At 72.8% G+C, this 14,098-nt stretch carries 12 protein-coding genes; 2 read left to right on the top strand and 10 right to left on the bottom strand.

The annotated features are described in order from the left end of the window. Nucleotides 1–9: 9 nt before the first annotated feature. Nucleotides 10–897: an ABC transporter ATP-binding protein gene (locus AQJ54_RS30900; protein WP_062242709.1), complete on the top strand. Its 888-nt coding sequence runs from the start codon at nucleotides 10–12 to the stop codon at nucleotides 895–897. Next, nucleotides 894–2,462, top strand: a complete 1,569-nt coding sequence (locus AQJ54_RS30895; RefSeq protein WP_062242705.1) for an ABC transporter permease — start codon at nucleotides 894–896, stop codon at nucleotides 2,460–2,462. The genes AQJ54_RS30900 and AQJ54_RS30895 overlap by 4 nt, the downstream gene beginning before the upstream one ends. A gap of 466 nt (nucleotides 2,463–2,928) precedes the next feature. Here the strand turns inward: AQJ54_RS30895 and AQJ54_RS30885 are convergent, their stop codons facing one another. The 10 genes from AQJ54_RS30885 to AQJ54_RS30840 all read right to left on the bottom strand — a co-directional run bounded on the left by AQJ54_RS30885 (nucleotide 2,929) and on the right by AQJ54_RS30840 (nucleotide 14,048). Beyond that, complete coding sequence (locus AQJ54_RS30885; RefSeq protein WP_062242701.1) at nucleotides 2,929–4,134, bottom strand: cytochrome P450; 1,206 nt, start codon at nucleotides 4,132–4,134, stop codon at nucleotides 2,929–2,931. Nucleotides 4,135–4,184: 50 nt separating this feature from the next. Next, entirely contained in the window at nucleotides 4,185–4,850 is a 666-nt protein-coding gene (locus tag AQJ54_RS30880; RefSeq protein ID WP_062025956.1) for a response regulator, read from the bottom strand. Beyond that, the gene (locus AQJ54_RS30875; protein WP_062242697.1) at nucleotides 4,847–6,223 is read right to left on the bottom strand and encodes a sensor histidine kinase; all 1,377 of its coding nucleotides are present in this window, start codon (nucleotides 6,221–6,223) and stop codon (nucleotides 4,847–4,849) included. Before AQJ54_RS30875 ends, AQJ54_RS30880 begins: the two co-directional genes overlap by 4 nt. 103 nt (nucleotides 6,224–6,326) lie before the next feature. After that, a complete protein-coding gene (locus AQJ54_RS30870; RefSeq protein WP_062025954.1) occupies nucleotides 6,327–7,037 on the bottom strand; it encodes a response regulator in 711 nt (236 codons plus the stop codon). Continuing rightward, nucleotides 7,034–8,461, bottom strand: a complete 1,428-nt coding sequence (locus tag AQJ54_RS30865) for a sensor histidine kinase (RefSeq protein ID WP_428843808.1) — start codon at nucleotides 8,459–8,461, stop codon at nucleotides 7,034–7,036. Before AQJ54_RS30865 ends, AQJ54_RS30870 begins: the two co-directional genes overlap by 4 nt. 10 nt (nucleotides 8,462–8,471) lie before the next feature. Continuing rightward, nucleotides 8,472–9,656: an acyltransferase family protein gene (locus AQJ54_RS30860; RefSeq protein ID WP_062243044.1), complete on the bottom strand. Its 1,185-nt coding sequence runs from the start codon at nucleotides 9,654–9,656 to the stop codon at nucleotides 8,472–8,474. 55 nt (nucleotides 9,657–9,711) lie between these two features. Further along, a complete protein-coding gene (locus AQJ54_RS30855; RefSeq protein WP_079070075.1) occupies nucleotides 9,712–10,776 on the bottom strand; it encodes an alpha/beta hydrolase in 1,065 nt (354 codons plus the stop codon). Nucleotides 10,777–10,930: 154 nt separating this feature from the next. Beyond that, the gene (locus AQJ54_RS30850) at nucleotides 10,931–11,845 is read right to left on the bottom strand and encodes an alpha/beta hydrolase (RefSeq protein ID WP_062025953.1); all 915 of its coding nucleotides are present in this window, start codon (nucleotides 11,843–11,845) and stop codon (nucleotides 10,931–10,933) included. Between the two features lie 114 nt (nucleotides 11,846–11,959). Next, nucleotides 11,960–13,213 (bottom strand): kynureninase, encoded by a 1,254-nt coding sequence (kynU, locus tag AQJ54_RS30845; protein ID WP_062242694.1) that lies wholly within the window; start codon nucleotides 13,211–13,213, stop codon nucleotides 11,960–11,962. Next, nucleotides 13,206–14,048, bottom strand: a complete 843-nt coding sequence (locus AQJ54_RS30840; protein ID WP_020134444.1) for a tryptophan 2,3-dioxygenase family protein — start codon at nucleotides 14,046–14,048, stop codon at nucleotides 13,206–13,208. Before AQJ54_RS30840 ends, kynU begins: the two co-directional genes overlap by 8 nt. Between the last annotated feature and the right edge of the window lie 50 nt (nucleotides 14,049–14,098).

Raw genomic sequence — 14,098 nt, 5'->3', positions numbered from 1 at the left:
TTCTGAAGCATGACGAAGGCCATCACCGTCTCCGGACTGCGCAAGTCGTTCGGGCGGACCCACGCCCTCGACGGACTCGACCTGGACGTCGAGACCGGCGAGGTGCACGGCTTCCTCGGGCCCAACGGCGCCGGGAAGTCCACCACCCTGCGCGTCCTGCTCGGACTGCTGCGGGCCGACTCCGGCGCCGCGCAGGTCCTCGGCCGGGACCCGTGGAAGGACGCGGTCGAGGTGCACCGCCGGATCGCCTACGTCCCCGGCGACGTGACCCTGTGGCGCAACCTCTCCGGCGGCGAGGTCATCGACCTCTACGGCCGGCTGCGCGGCGGCCTCTCACAGGCGCGGCGCGCCGAGCTGATCGACCGCTTCGAGCTGGACCCCACCAAGAAGGGCCGCACCTACTCCAAGGGCAACCGCCAGAAGGTCGCCCTGGTCGCCGCGTTCGCCTCGGACGTGGACCTGCTGATCCTGGACGAGCCGACGTCGGGCCTCGACCCGCTGATGGAGGAGGTCTTCCAGCGCTGTGTCGAGGAGGAGCGCGAGCGCGGCCGTACGGTCCTGTTGTCCTCGCACATCCTGAGCGAGGTCGAGGAACTCTGCGACCGGGTCTCCATCATCCGCGGCGGCCGTACGGTCGAGTCGGGGTCGCTCGCCGACCTGCGCCACCTCACCCGCACCAGCGTCACGGCCGAACTCGTGGGCGCCCCGAACGGGTTGGCGCAGCTGCCCGGTGTGCACGACCTCGACGTCCGGGGCCACCGGGTCCGGCTCCAGGTCGACACCGAGCGACTGGACGCCGTGCTGCGGTCGCTGGCCGACTCGGGCGTGCGGTCGCTGACGTCGACGCCGCCGACGCTGGAGGAACTGTTCCTGCGGCACTATCAGGAGACGTCATGACGAGTCTGGCGGGCACGGGCCTCCTGCTCCGCTTCCACCTGCGCCGGGACCGGCTGACGATCCCGGTGTGGGTGGCGGTGAACGCCCTGATGGTCCTCTCGATGCCGACCACCCTGGAGGGTCTGTACGGCACCGAGGCCGAGCGCGCCGACCTGCTGGACCAGGTCGCCGCCAACTCCTCCTTCCGCGCCCTGATCGGGCCCGCCTTCGGCGACTCCCTCGGCGCCCTCACCGCCTGGCGCGTCGGCGTCTACGCGGGCGCGCTCGCCGCCGTCATGAGCCTGCTGATCGTCGTACGGCACACCCGGGACGAGGAGGAGAGCGGGCGGCAGGAGCTGATCTCGTCCGGCGTGGTGGGCAGGCGGGCGTCCCTGACGGCGGCCCTGCTGACGGCGGCGACCGCGAACGCCGTCCTGGCGCTGCTGGTGACGGCGGGCCTGGCGGGCCGGGGCGCCGCCGGGGCCCTGGCGCTGGGCCTGGGGCTCGCGGCGGTGGGGATGCTCTTCGCGACGGCGGCCGCGGTCGTGGCCCAGCTGACGGAGAGCGCGCGGCTCGCGCGCGGGCTGACGGCGGCGGTCCTGGGCGCGGCCTTCGTGCTGCGGGCGGCGGGGGACGCGGCGACGACCGACGGCTCGTCCGTGCTGACCTGGCTGTCCCCGCTCGGCTGGCTGTCGCAGGTGCGCCCCTTCGCGCACGAACGCTGGTGGGTCCTGGCCCTGTTCGTGGCCGCGGTGGCGGTCCAGGGCGCGCTGGCCTACGGACTGGCGGGCCGCAGGGACGTCGGCATGAGCTTCCTGCCCACCCGACCGGGGCCGGCCTCCGGGCGCCTGCGCACGGCCGGTGCGCTGGCCTGGCGGCTCCAGCGGGGCGCTGTGCTCGGCTGGTCGGTCGGCTTCTTCCTCGCCGGGGTGGTCTACGGCGGTCTCACGGACGGCGTGGCCGACCTGGTCGGCGACAACGAGCGGGCCCGCGAGATCTTCGAGCGGATGGGCGGCCAGTCCGGGATCACGGACGCGTTCCTCGCCTCGATGACCGGGATGCTGGGACTGGTCGCCGCGCTGTACGTCGTCGCCGCGGTCCTGCGGCTGCACGGCGAGGAGACCTCCGGGCGGGCGGAACCGGTGCTGGCGAACGCGGTGGGCCGACTGCGCTGGGCCGCCGGCCATCTGGTGATCGCCTTCGGCGGCTCGGCACTGATCATGCTGCTCGCGGGCCTGGGCTTCGCCGTCGGCTACGGCAAGGAGGTGGGCCCGGTGCTGGGGGCGTGCCTGGTGCAGGTGGCGGGGGTGTGGGTGGTCGGCGGTGTGACGGTCCTGCTCTACGGGGTGGTCCCTCGGGTCGCTCCCCTGGCCTGGGCGGTCGCCGGAGCGGTCCTCCTGATCGGCTGGGTCGGCCCCGCGCTGGACGCCCCGCGCGCTGTCCTCGACGTCTCCCCCTTCGGACACCTGCCGAAGCTGCCGGGCGGCGCGATGGACTGGACACCGGTGCTGGTCCTGCTCGCGCTGGCGGCGGCCCTGGTGGCGGGCGGCCTCGCGGGCCTGCGACGCCGGGACCTGACGACCTGAACCGCGGACGCGGCAACGCACGTCCCTCCACCCATGAAACGACGTCTCGACGGAGTGACCTGCGGGGGCTGTGCGCTGTCGGCGGCGGGGGCGACGGCGGCACCCCTGCTGTGGCTGTCGACCCCCCCGCACCGAACGCCACCTGGGCAGAGCCTTCGAGAACGAGGGCATGAACCTCACGGTCCTGCTGACGGAACTCCCCCTGGTGATCCTGGCGGGAGCCTTCCTGCCGGTCCTGATCCTCACCCTGATCGTCCGGGTCTTCCGGAGCTAGTCGACGTACTGCTTGAGCTTCTCGGTGTCGAGTTCGATGCCGAGGGGGTCGTCAACAGGTAAAGGGGAATGCCCGCCGCCCCGTACGCGACGGGCTTCTCCTGGCGACCTCAGCCCCTGCCCCTGGTACAAGTCCAGGTCGGGCCGCGCCTTCATGCAGCGCTTGTTCAGCCACGCGACACGAGGCTACTGATCACCCCACCTCGACGCTCAGTCCCTCCAGGCCCCGGATCACGAAGTTCGGCTTGCGTTGCGGTGGCTTCGACAGGGTCAGGGTCGGGGTCTTCTCCAGCAGGGCTCTCATGGAGGCGGTCAGTTCGATGCGGGCCAGGGGGGCGCCGATGCAGTAGTGGATGCCGGCGCTGAAGGAGATGTGGGGGTTGTCGGCGCGGGTGAGGTCGAGGCGTTCGGGGTGGGCGAAGACGGCCGGGTCGTGGTTGGCGGAGCCGAAGAGCAGGGCGATCTCGGCGCCCCTCGGGACGGTCGTCCCGTCGATCTCGATCTCGTCCAGGACCCACCGCTCGAACAGCTGGAGCGGGGTGTCGTAGCGCATCAGCTCCTCGACGGCCCTCGGCACGAGCGAGTGGTCCGCGCGCAGGGCGGCCAGCTGCTCGGGGTTGCGGAACAGGGCGTACCAGCCGTTGACCGTGGCGTTCACGGTGGCCTCGTGGCCCGCGTTGAGCAGCAGCACACAGGTGGAGATCATCTCCTGCTCGGTGAGCCGGTCGCCCTCGTCGTACGCGGCGATCAGCCCCGAGATCAGATCGTCCCCCGGCTTGCCCCGCCGCTCGGCGATCAGCTCCCGCAGGTACTCCGTGAACTCCACGGAGGCCCGCACCGCACGGGCCGCGGTGTCCTCGGACGGGTTCAGCTCGTACATCCCGCAGATGTCCGCCGACCAGGGCCGCAGCGGCGCCCGGTCCGACTCGGGGATCCCCAGCATCTCGGCGATCACGGCGACCGGGAGCGGCTCGGCGACATCCCGGAGCAGATCCCCGCCCCCCGCCTCGACGAGCCGGTCCACCAGCTCCCCGGCCAGCCCGGTCACGTACGGCACCAGCCGCTCGACCGTACGCGGGGTGAACGCCTTCGACACCAGTCGCCGGATCCGCGTGTGGTCCGGCGGCTCCAGATCCAGCATCCCGTGGTCGTTGAGGGTGTGGAACGGCTCGTGCTCCGCCTGCGGGGCCGTGCGCCCGAACTCCTCGTGCGTGAACCGGTGCTGGTAGGTCCGCCCAAGCCTGCGGTCCCGCAGCAGTGCGGAGACGTCCGCGTGGTGCGGGACGAGCCACTGGTTCGTCGGCTCGAAGTACTGCACACGCCCCTTGGCACGCAGCTCGGCGTAGGCGGGGTACGGGTCGGCGAGGAACGCCGGGTCCCAGGGATCGAAGGCTGCCATGCGGGGACGCTAGCCCGGGAACCCCGCCGCTGACCAGGGGGGACGCTCCCCTACCCCGGTGTCACCAGTCGGGCCTCGTACGCGAACACCGCCGCCTGCGTACGGTCCCTGAGGCCCAGCTTCACCAGGATCCGGCTCACATGCGTCTTGATCGTCGACTCGGCCACCACCAGGCGCCCGGCGATCTCCAGGTTCGACAGGCCCTGCGCGATGAGGACCAGCACCTCCGTCTCCCGTTCGGTCAGGTCGCCGTAGGCCGCCTGGGCGGAGGCCAGGACGCGCGGGGACTCGGACAGCTTGGAGAACTCCGTGATCAGACGCCGGGTGACCGAGGGGGCGAGCAGGGCCTCGCCGGAGGCCACCACCCGCACCCCCTCCGCGAGCTGCCGGGCCGAGGCGTCCTTGAGGAGGAAGCCCGAGGCGCCCGCGCGCAGCGCCTGGTAGACGTACTCGTCGAGGTCGAAGGTGGTCAGCACCAGCACCTTCGACGTGCCGTTCGCCGCGACGATCTCCCGGGTCGCCTCGATGCCGTTCAGCTCCGGCATCCGGATGTCCATCAGGACCACGTCGGGGGCGAGGTCCCGGACCCGGTCCACCGCCTCCCGGCCGTTGACCGCCTCGCCGACGACCTCGATGTCCGGCATCGCGTTCAGCAGCACCGAGAAGCCCTCGCGGACCATCATCTGGTCGTCCGCGACCAGCACCCGGATCGTCATGCCGCGCCCTCGCCGCCGAGCGGCACCGGCAGGAACACCGTCACCTCGTAGCCTCCCTCGTCCGTGGCCTCCGCCGTCATCTCGCCGTTCAGCATGGAGACCCGCTCCCGCATGCCCGTGATGCCGTGTCCGGCCCCGGGCGAGGGCTTCACCAGCGCCGGGTGGGGCAACGGGCCGTTGACCACCCGCAGTCCCAGGCCGCCCAGCACATAACCGATCTCGACCCGCGCGCTCGCCCCCGGGGCGTGCCGCAGGGTGTTGCTCAGGGCCTCCTGGACGATCCGGTACGCCGACAGCTCGACGCCCTGCGGCAGTTCGCGCACCGCCCCGGTGACCGTCTTGTCCACGCTCAGACCCGCCTCCCGCACGTTGTCGAGCAGGGCGTCGAGGTCGGCCAGGGTGGGCTGCGGGGCGTCCGGCGCCTCGTAGTCCTCGGCGCGGACCACTCCGAGGACCCGGCGCATCTCGGTGAGGGCCGCCACCGCGTTCTCCCGGATGGTCGCGAAGGCCTTCTCCAGCTCGGGGGGCGGGTTCTCCACCCGGTAGGGCGCGGCCTCGGCCTGGATGGCGACGACCGACATGTGGTGGGCCACCACGTCGTGCAGCTCGCGGGCGATGGTCGTGCGCTCCTCCAGCAGGGTGCGTCGGGAACGCTCGTGCGCGGTCACCGTCTGCTGGGCGGTCACCGACTGCTGGGCGTCCTTGCGTATGTGCCAGACACTCACGACGAGCAGGAACAGGGCGGAGACGAACAGCAGTTCCAAGGTGTTGGAGTGGCGGTAGTGCCAGACATCGCTGCCGAAGGCGCCCTGCCACACCAGGCCGTAGACCAGGGTCAGCAGCCACATCCACGCCGCTGTGCGCGGCCTGGTGCGCAGGGCCACCACGGTGAGCACCACCAGGTGGCACGCGAAGCTGCCCGCCAGCCAGGGCCATTCCTCCCACTGGGTCGAGGCCAGCGCGTAGGTGATCGCGGTCGCGACCAGCGACAGCCAGAAGGCCATGACCGGGCGGACCATGGTCAGCAGGACCGGGGCCAGGGCGAGCACACCGACGAGGACGTTCGTGGTCGCGCCGCGGCCGCTGTTGTCCGCACCGATGAGCATCGCGAGCAGACCGGCCGCGGTGATCAGCGCGTGGGGTGTCCAGACCGCGTACTCCCGCAGCCGGCCGGACAGCACGCGGGCAAGGCCCCTGTCGGCGGACGTCGGCGGCAGCGGCCGGTAGGCGAACGCGTCGGTGATCAGGTCGTGCCGCAGGCCCCGCAGGGCGTCCATGGCGGCCCGGAACTCCGGGCTGCGGGGCTTGTACGGCTCAACCCCGTCGCTGCCGCCCGGCGAGAGTGTCGTGTGCGTCTCGGTCGTATGGGTCACGGTCGAAACGGTAGGCGGGGCCGGGGGTCGCCGTCGTCACCAGTGAGGGGGGTCCTCGGGGGTCCGTCTCAGGTACTACGGGGCGGGCCGGGAGGGACCGGGGTCAGTAGCCCGACGGTCTCACCAGCCCCGACTCGTAGGCGAACACCGCCGCCTGCGTACGGTCCCTCAGGCCCAGCTTGACCAGGATGCGGCCCACATGGGTCTTCACCGTCTGCTCGGCCACGACGAGCCGTCCGGCGATCTCCGCGTTCGACAGGCCCTGCGCGATCAGGGCCAGGACCTCCGTCTCCCGTTCGGTCAGCTCGCCGACCCTGCTCTTGAGCGGGGCGCGGGGCCGGTCGTCCAGACGGGAGAACTCGGCGATCAGACGCCGGGTGATCCCGGGCGCGAGGAGCGCGTCCCCGGCCGCCACCACCCGCACGGCCTCGGCGAGCTGCTCCGCGGAGGCGTCCTTCAGCAGGAACCCGGAGGCTCCGGCCCGCAGCGCCTCGTAGACGTACTCGTCGAGGTCGAAGGTGGTCAGCACCAGCACCCTGATCCCGGGGCGCTCCCCGGTGATGCGGCGGGTGGCCTCGATGCCGCCCAGCTCGGGCATGCGGATGTCCATCAGAACCACGTCCGGGACGAGTTCGGCGACCTTGGCGACGGCGTCCAGGCCGTCGACGGCCTGCCCGACCACCTCGATACCGGGCTGGGCGCCCAGCAGCACGCTGAAGCCCTGCCGGACCATCTGCTGGTCGTCGGCGATCAGCACGCGGATGCTGCCGGTCGTGCCGTTCATGCCGGTCGTGCCGGTCGTGCCGCTCGTCATGCGGTGTCTTCCTTCGAGTCGTCGGCCCGGTGCCGGGCGGAGGCCGGATCGGTGGGAGTCGTGGCCGGTCGGGTCCTGCCTGCGGCGCTCGGGGATGCGGGGAGCGGGTCCCGGTCGGCCGGGGACGCCGGGAGGTAGGCGTACACCTTGTAGCCGCCCTCCTGCTGGGGGCCTGCCAGCAGGACGCCGCTGAGCATCGCCGCCCGCTCCCGCATGCCGAGCAGCCCGTGTCCGGCGCCCTCGGAGGGAGCCGCACGTCGCGTCGGGCGGGTGTTGGCGACCTCGACGACCACGCCGATCGGCAGGTACTCGACATGGACGTGGGCCTCCGCGCCCGGCGCGTGCCGCAGGACGTTGCTGAGCGCCTCCTGCACGATCCGGTACGCCGACAGCTCCACGCCCGGCGGCAGCGACCACCGCTCGCCACTGCACCGGAGCACCACCGTCAGCCCTGCGGCCCGGGTGTTCTCCACGAGCGCCTCGATCCGGTCCAGGGTGGGCTGCGGGGCGTGCGGGGCGGTGCCGGTGGCGGGGTCGGCGGACGCCTCCGGTGTCTCCGGGTGCTCGGACCGCAGCACGCCCAGGACGCGGCGCAGCTCGGTCAGGGCCTCCAGCGCGTTCTGCCGGATGCCGGCGAGGTTCTCCTTCAGCTCCTCGGACGGGTCCGCCACGAGGTGGGGGGCGACCTGGGCCTGGATCGAGATGACGGACATGTGGTGGGCGACCACGTCGTGCAGTTCACGGGCGATACGGCTGCGCTCCTCCAGCACGGTGCGGCGGGCGCGTTCCTCGGCGGTGAGGGTGGTCTGCTCGACCAGTGCCCTGCTGGCCTCACGGCGGCCCCGCAGGGCGGTGCCGAGCACCACCACGACGGTGAACAGGATCGCCGCGAGCACCCCGGTGGGCTGGAAGTCGGGTGCGCCCAGCACGCCCTCGACGAGGTAGGTGAGCAGCAGAGTCACCGCCAGCGCCTCGACGGCCACCCGGGTGGGCACCCGCAGGGCGAGCAGCAGCAGTACGGCCAGGTGCCCGATGAGTCCACCGGCCGTCCACGGCCAGGTGAAGCCGTGCGAGCCGCCGGCCAGCAGCTGTCGGCGCACTTCGAGAGCGCCGACCATCATGGCCGCGGTCGACAGCCACCACGCGGGGACGGGCCGCCACAACGCGAACACGACGGCCGCGCCCGCCGCGAGACCGATCGCGAAGGCGACACTGCCTCCCACCCCGCCGCCGTCCATCAGGGGCGCCACGACGCCGACCGTCACCCCGAAGGCGACCAGCCACATCACGCCGTGCGGCAGCCAGCGCAGCCACACGGACGGGGGCAGCGGATCGGGCCGCGTCGTCCACAGGTCGTCCCTCAACACCCCCAGCCAGCGCAGCAGTCGGCGCACGACCCTCCGCCGGATCCCCGTCTCCGTCACGCCGACCACCCTAGGCACCACGCACCTCCTTCGTTGCCGCCGGTTCGGTACGGCGGTGGACATGGATCACCCGCGAGGCCCGGCCCCCGGTCCGGCGCGGCCCCTGCTCCAGGGACCGGAAGGCCACCAGGCAGACCGCCAGGACGAGGGCGAACACCGGCAGCCAGACCGGCCGGGCCGCCACCCACCCCAGGCCGTCGGGGACGGTGTGCAGACCGGGGAGCCGGCCCGCGGCGAGGCCGGTGGCCGTGGTGGCCATCAGCGCGGTCTGGTGCCAGAGGAAGATCGTCATCGCGGAGAGGTTGACCAGCGCCACCGCCGCCCAGGCCGTCGGGCGGCGCATGCCGCTGCGCAGTCGGTCGCGCAGCAGGAGGGCTCCTCCGCACTGGGCCAGGCCGAAGGTGACGGCTGCCAGCGTCGGCGGGTTCAGGTTGGAGACGGCGGCGCCCGGCACGCCGACCATCGAGGCGGGATACCCCGCCCACCCGACCAGCACCGCCGTCACCACCGCACCCCCGCCGAGCAGGAGCCACCCCGCGCGCCGCCCCTCCAGCTCGCCGCGTGTCCAGGCAGCGCCCAGGGTGTACGGCACGAGCCAGCCGGCCGGCAGATTGACCCAGCCGAGCCAGTCCGGGCCACCGAGTCCGAAGCGCACCAGATCCACGTGGAGGACGACGGCCAGCGGCCACAGCGGGTTGAGCCTCCGCAGCAGCGGGGTCGCCGCCGTGAGCACGCCGAAGACCAGGAGGAACCACAGCGGGGACAGGGCGAGCTTGACCAGGGTGCGGACCGTGCCGAACGGGGCGCCCGTCAGCAGCAGGGCGGTCGCCGTCACCGTCCACAGCGCGAGGACGGCGGCGACCGGCTTGAACAGCCGGGCCAGACGGCTTCTCAGCCATTGCGGGTACGTCGTCCCGCGGGCGCGTGCAGAGGTGTAGGCGAGGGTCGCCACATGGCCGCCCACCAGGAAGAACACGGCCAGCGTCTGGAAGACCCAGGAGATCGGGGCCAGCCAGGGCATGTGTTGCAACGGGCTCGCGGTGTGCAGGGTGCCGCCGTCGACGACCAGGGCAGTGACCAGCCAGTGGCCGAGGACCACACCGAGGATCGCGAGGGCGCGCAGGGCGTCCACGGCACGGTCCCGCTCGGGAGGTGTCGCCGCGTCGATCCGCTCCGCGGCCTGTCGTACGCCCACGCGTACGCCGCTGCGGGGGTGGTGGGCGCGGTTGCGGGGGTGGCGGGTGCGGTGCTCAGCCACGGGTCACCTCCGCGGTGTCCCCGAGGACGATCCGGGCGAGGTTGGCCAGGGAGACCGAGCCCGGGGTGAAGTAGCCGCTGTGACCGCCCTCGCCCGCGGCGAAGACACGGGCGCCGAAGGCCGGGGAGACCGGGTCGGTGCCGAAGCCGACGGTGACGCCGAACAGGTCGGTCCTCACATGGGGGACGTCACCGACCCAGTCGTCCTTGCCGCGGGCCGCCCAGATCCTCGCGGGGGTGTGCAGACCGGCCGCGGTGTCCGCCCCTGTGCCGGGGCTGCCGATCAGGACCAGGTCGTCGACGTCCAGGTGGGCGGCGGCTCGCGCGCAGACGACGGTGCCGTAGGAATGGCAGACGAGGGAGACGGTCGCTCCGGTGCCGACGATGCCGTGGAGCCGGCCGATGAACTCGCTCAGCGCGGGGGCCGCTTCGTCCGCCCTGTCCGTGGTCAGGACCGTGGTGCTCACCGTGTCCGGGGTGCGGTAGCCGAGCCAGGCGACCACCGCGGTACGGGTGTCCCGGGGAGCGGTCCTGGTCAGTTGCCGGTGCAGAGCCTCGGCGGTGGCCCGGAAGCGGGGGTAGGTGTCCAGGGAGGTGTCGGAGCCGGGGACCAGGACCGCCACACGGTCGGCGCGGGCGAGGTCGCCGAGGACCTCCGTCGCCTCTCCGGTGCCCCGGCCGTCGAAGGCGAGCAGCCGGCGGACGGGGTCGGCCAACTCCCCGTCGGCCTTGGCACGGTGGGTGTCGCCGTGGGCCGCGGCCATCCGGGCGGCCGCCTCGGCGTTGGCGCGGTTGGCCGCGTAGGCACGGTCGAGGGTGGCCGCGGTGAGCGTCGGGAGCGCGGCCGGGGGTGGGGCGGGGATCTGCGGACGGGCGGCGGCGGAGAGCGGGGCGACCACGGCGGTGACGAGGAGGGCGGCGACCAGAGCCCGACGCCATCTGTGGGTACGGCGGGTGCCGGCGGCGGCGTCACGCTCTTGACCGGCGCTTCCGTGATCGCCGTCAGTGCGACGCGACTGCCCGTACCCGCTGCGCGCACCGCGCCGGATCCGCCCCATGGTCGTCTCCCCTCCGCCCGGCCATCGGGCTTGTATGGAGGGGAAGTTACGGAGCGCGAGTCGTCGTCCGCGTCCCGCCAGGGAGCTCTTCCGAGCCGTAGCTCTCAGGTATGACGGGTATCACCGGGAGGGAGCCACACCCCCCACCCGGCGGTCACCAGGCCAATTGGGCGATCTCCTCCGCCACCACCGCGCAGGCGTCCGCCGCCGGGTCGATCAGCGGGAAGTGGCCGGCCTCCTCCAGCAGGGTCAGCCCGACCACCTCGCCCGCCTTGGCCGCCGCGTCCGCGTAGGCCTCGGCGACCGCCTGCGGTACGACCAGGTCGGCCCGCCCCTGGACGAGGGTGGTCGCGATGCCGGTGGGCAGCAGGAGGGCCGGGTCGGCGTACGGCACCCGCTCGGTGAACGCCTCTTCCCCGCCCAGGAGTTGACGGCAGGCCCCACCGCACACGTCCAGCTTGTCGGCCACCGTGAAGTCGGCGATCGGGGCCAGGGCGACGACACCGCGCAGCGGTGCCGGGCGGTCGGTGCGCCAGACGGCGTCGGCCGGCAGGACGTGCCGAGCAGCGGCCCACAGCGCGAGGTGACCGCCCGCGGAGTGCCCGGTGACGACCATGCGGCGAGGATCCGCCTCGGGGAGCGCCTCCCGTACCAGCGCCGGAAGCGCGTCCATCGCGGCGGCCACGTCGTCGAAGGTCTCGGGCCAGCGTCCGGCGACGGGGCCGGCCTCCCCCGCTCCGCGCTGGGCCGGCAGGGCGGCCCCGCCCCGCCGGTATTCCACGTTGGCCACCGCGAAGCCCCGCCGGGCCAGGAAGTCCGCGAACGGCGTCACATGCCGCCGGTCGTACCGGGCCCGCCACGCCCCGCCGTGCAGGACGACGACCAGGGGCACCAGCCGGCCCCCGGGCGCCGGGGTCTCACGCGGGGCGTAGAAGTCGATCACCTGGTCGGGGTCGTCCCCGTACGCCAGGGTGACGTCGGGGTCGACCACCGGGTGCGAGAAGGCCGACTCCTCCTCGGCCGCGGCACGGGCTTCCGCGGCGGCACGGCCTGCGGCGTCGTCGGGCATGCTCCAACCTCTCAGCGACGGAACGGTTCTGACGGACCGTGAAGCTTCCTGGAAGGAAATTCGGCCGTTGGCCGGGACGGTATCAGGCTGGTGACGTGCGCGGACATGGGGATGTCACGCTGGGTGAGGATTGGCGTTCTCCGCCGGTACCTCCGCCTGCACCTCCGCCCGCGCCTCCGTCAGCACCTCCGCCAGTACGCCCGCCGCCCGCTCCACGTCCGCGAACCCGACGTACAGCGGCGTGAAACCGAACCGCAGCACGTCAGGGTGCCGGAAGTCGCCCACCACACCCCGCTCGACCAGCCGTTTCATCACCGCACCTGCGTCGTCGCAGCGCAACGCGATCTGGCTGCCGCGCTCCGCGTGGGCCACGGGGGTCACGCACTCGACGCGGCCCTCGTCGACACGGGACGAGACGCACTCCAGGAAGAAGTCCGTCAGGGCGAGGGACTTGGCGCGCACCGCGTCGATCGACACCCCGTCCCAGACCTCCAGGGCCGCCTCCAGGGCGAGCATGGAGAGGATGTCGGGCGTGCCCACGCGACCGCGCACCGCGCCCTCCGCCGGACGGTAGGACGGGCTCATGCCGAAGGGATCGGCGTGCGAGGTCCAGCCCGGCAGCGGGGAGTCGAAGCGGTCCTGGTGCTCGCGGCGGACGTAGAGGTACGCCGGTGAACCGGGGCCGCCGTTCAGGTACTTGTAGGTGCAGCCGACCGCGAGGTCGACCCCGTGCGCGTCGAGCCCGACCGGCAGGGCGCCCGCGCTGTGGCACAGGTCCCAGACGGAGATCGCGCCCACCCCGTGCACGGCGGCGGTCAGCCCCGGCAGGTCGTGCAGACGCCCGCTGCGGTAGTCGACGTGGTTGAGCAGGACGGCGGCCGTACGCCCGCTGAGCACGCCCGGCACCTCCGCCGGGGTCACCGCGCGCAGCGTGCAGCCCGTCATCCGGGCCGCGGACTCGGCGATGTACCCGTCCGTGGGAAAGGTGGTCGCGTCCACGACGACCTCGTCCCGACCGGAGTCCGGACCGCCCGAGAGCCGCACCGCGCCCACAAGTGCCTTGAAGACGTTGACACTTGTCGAGTCGCCGACCACGACCTGCCCGGCCTCGGCCCCGACCAGGGGAGCGATGCGGTCACCGATCCGCTCGGGCGCGGTCCACCAGCCGCTCTCGTCCCAGGACCGGATCCGCAAGGACCCCCACTGACGCCGTACGACATCCTCGACGCGCCCCGGGACGGCCGCCGGGAGGGCACCCAGCGAGTTGCCGTCCAGGTACACCACGTCGTCCAGGACGAACCGGGAGCGCACGCCCGCCAGTTCGTCACCGGCGTCCAACTCCTGTGCCTTGAATGCGAGTTCAGACATGGGACCGCGCCGTCCACAGCTCGGGGAAGACGTTCTTGCGGGCGCGCTTCTCCAGCCAGGCCACCCCGGCGGAGCCGCCGGTGCCGGCCTTGGAGCCCATCGCGCGGCGGGTGGCGACGAGGTGGTCGTTGCGCCAGCGCCACACCAGTTCGGCGACATCGGTCAACGCCTCACCGAGACGCGCGAGTTCGTCGTTCTCGGGGCCCGAGTAGAGGGCCGTCCAGACGGCCTCCACCTCGTCCGACGGCTCGTACCGGAGCGAGACGTCACGGTCCAGCACCGCTGCCGGGACCGCGTGCCCGCGCCGCGCGAGCAGCCGCAGCACCTCGTCGTACAGGCTCGGCTCGTGCAGCGCCTTCTCCAGCTCCGCGTGGACGCGGGGCGCGCCCCGGTGCGGGACCAGCATGGACGCGGACTTGTCGCCGAGCAGGAACTCCATGCGGCGGTACATCGCCGACTGGAAGCCGGAGCCCTCGCCGAGGGCCGAGCGGTAGGAGTTGAACTGCGCGGGGGTCAGCTGGCCGAGCGGCTTCCAGGAGGCGGTCAGCGCCTCCAGCTCACGCACGGACCGCTTCAGCGCGGCGACGGCCGTGGGCACGTCGTCGGAGCGCAGCGCGGCGGCCGCGGTCTCCCACTCGTGCACGATGACGGTGAACCACAGCTCCATGACCTGGGTGGTGACCAGGAAGACCATCTCTCCGGGATCGTCGGAGAGGGTGTGCTGGAGGTGGGTGAGCACGTCCGCCTTGACGTAGTCCTCGTACGGCGTCGTGCCTTGGAAGTCGAGATGCGGGGTCTCGGGCTCCTGCGATTCCTGAGCCTCATGGGACGACATCGCTGTCTCCTGTTATTACTCCGGGTAGCGGTCCGCCCTGCCGTTACCGA

This window comes from Streptomyces griseorubiginosus, assembly GCF_001514195.1.
In the GTDB taxonomy this organism is placed as follows: Bacteria; Actinomycetota; Actinomycetes; order Streptomycetales; family Streptomycetaceae; genus Streptomyces; species Streptomyces griseorubiginosus.
This window is presented reverse-complemented; position numbering and strand designations above follow the sequence as displayed.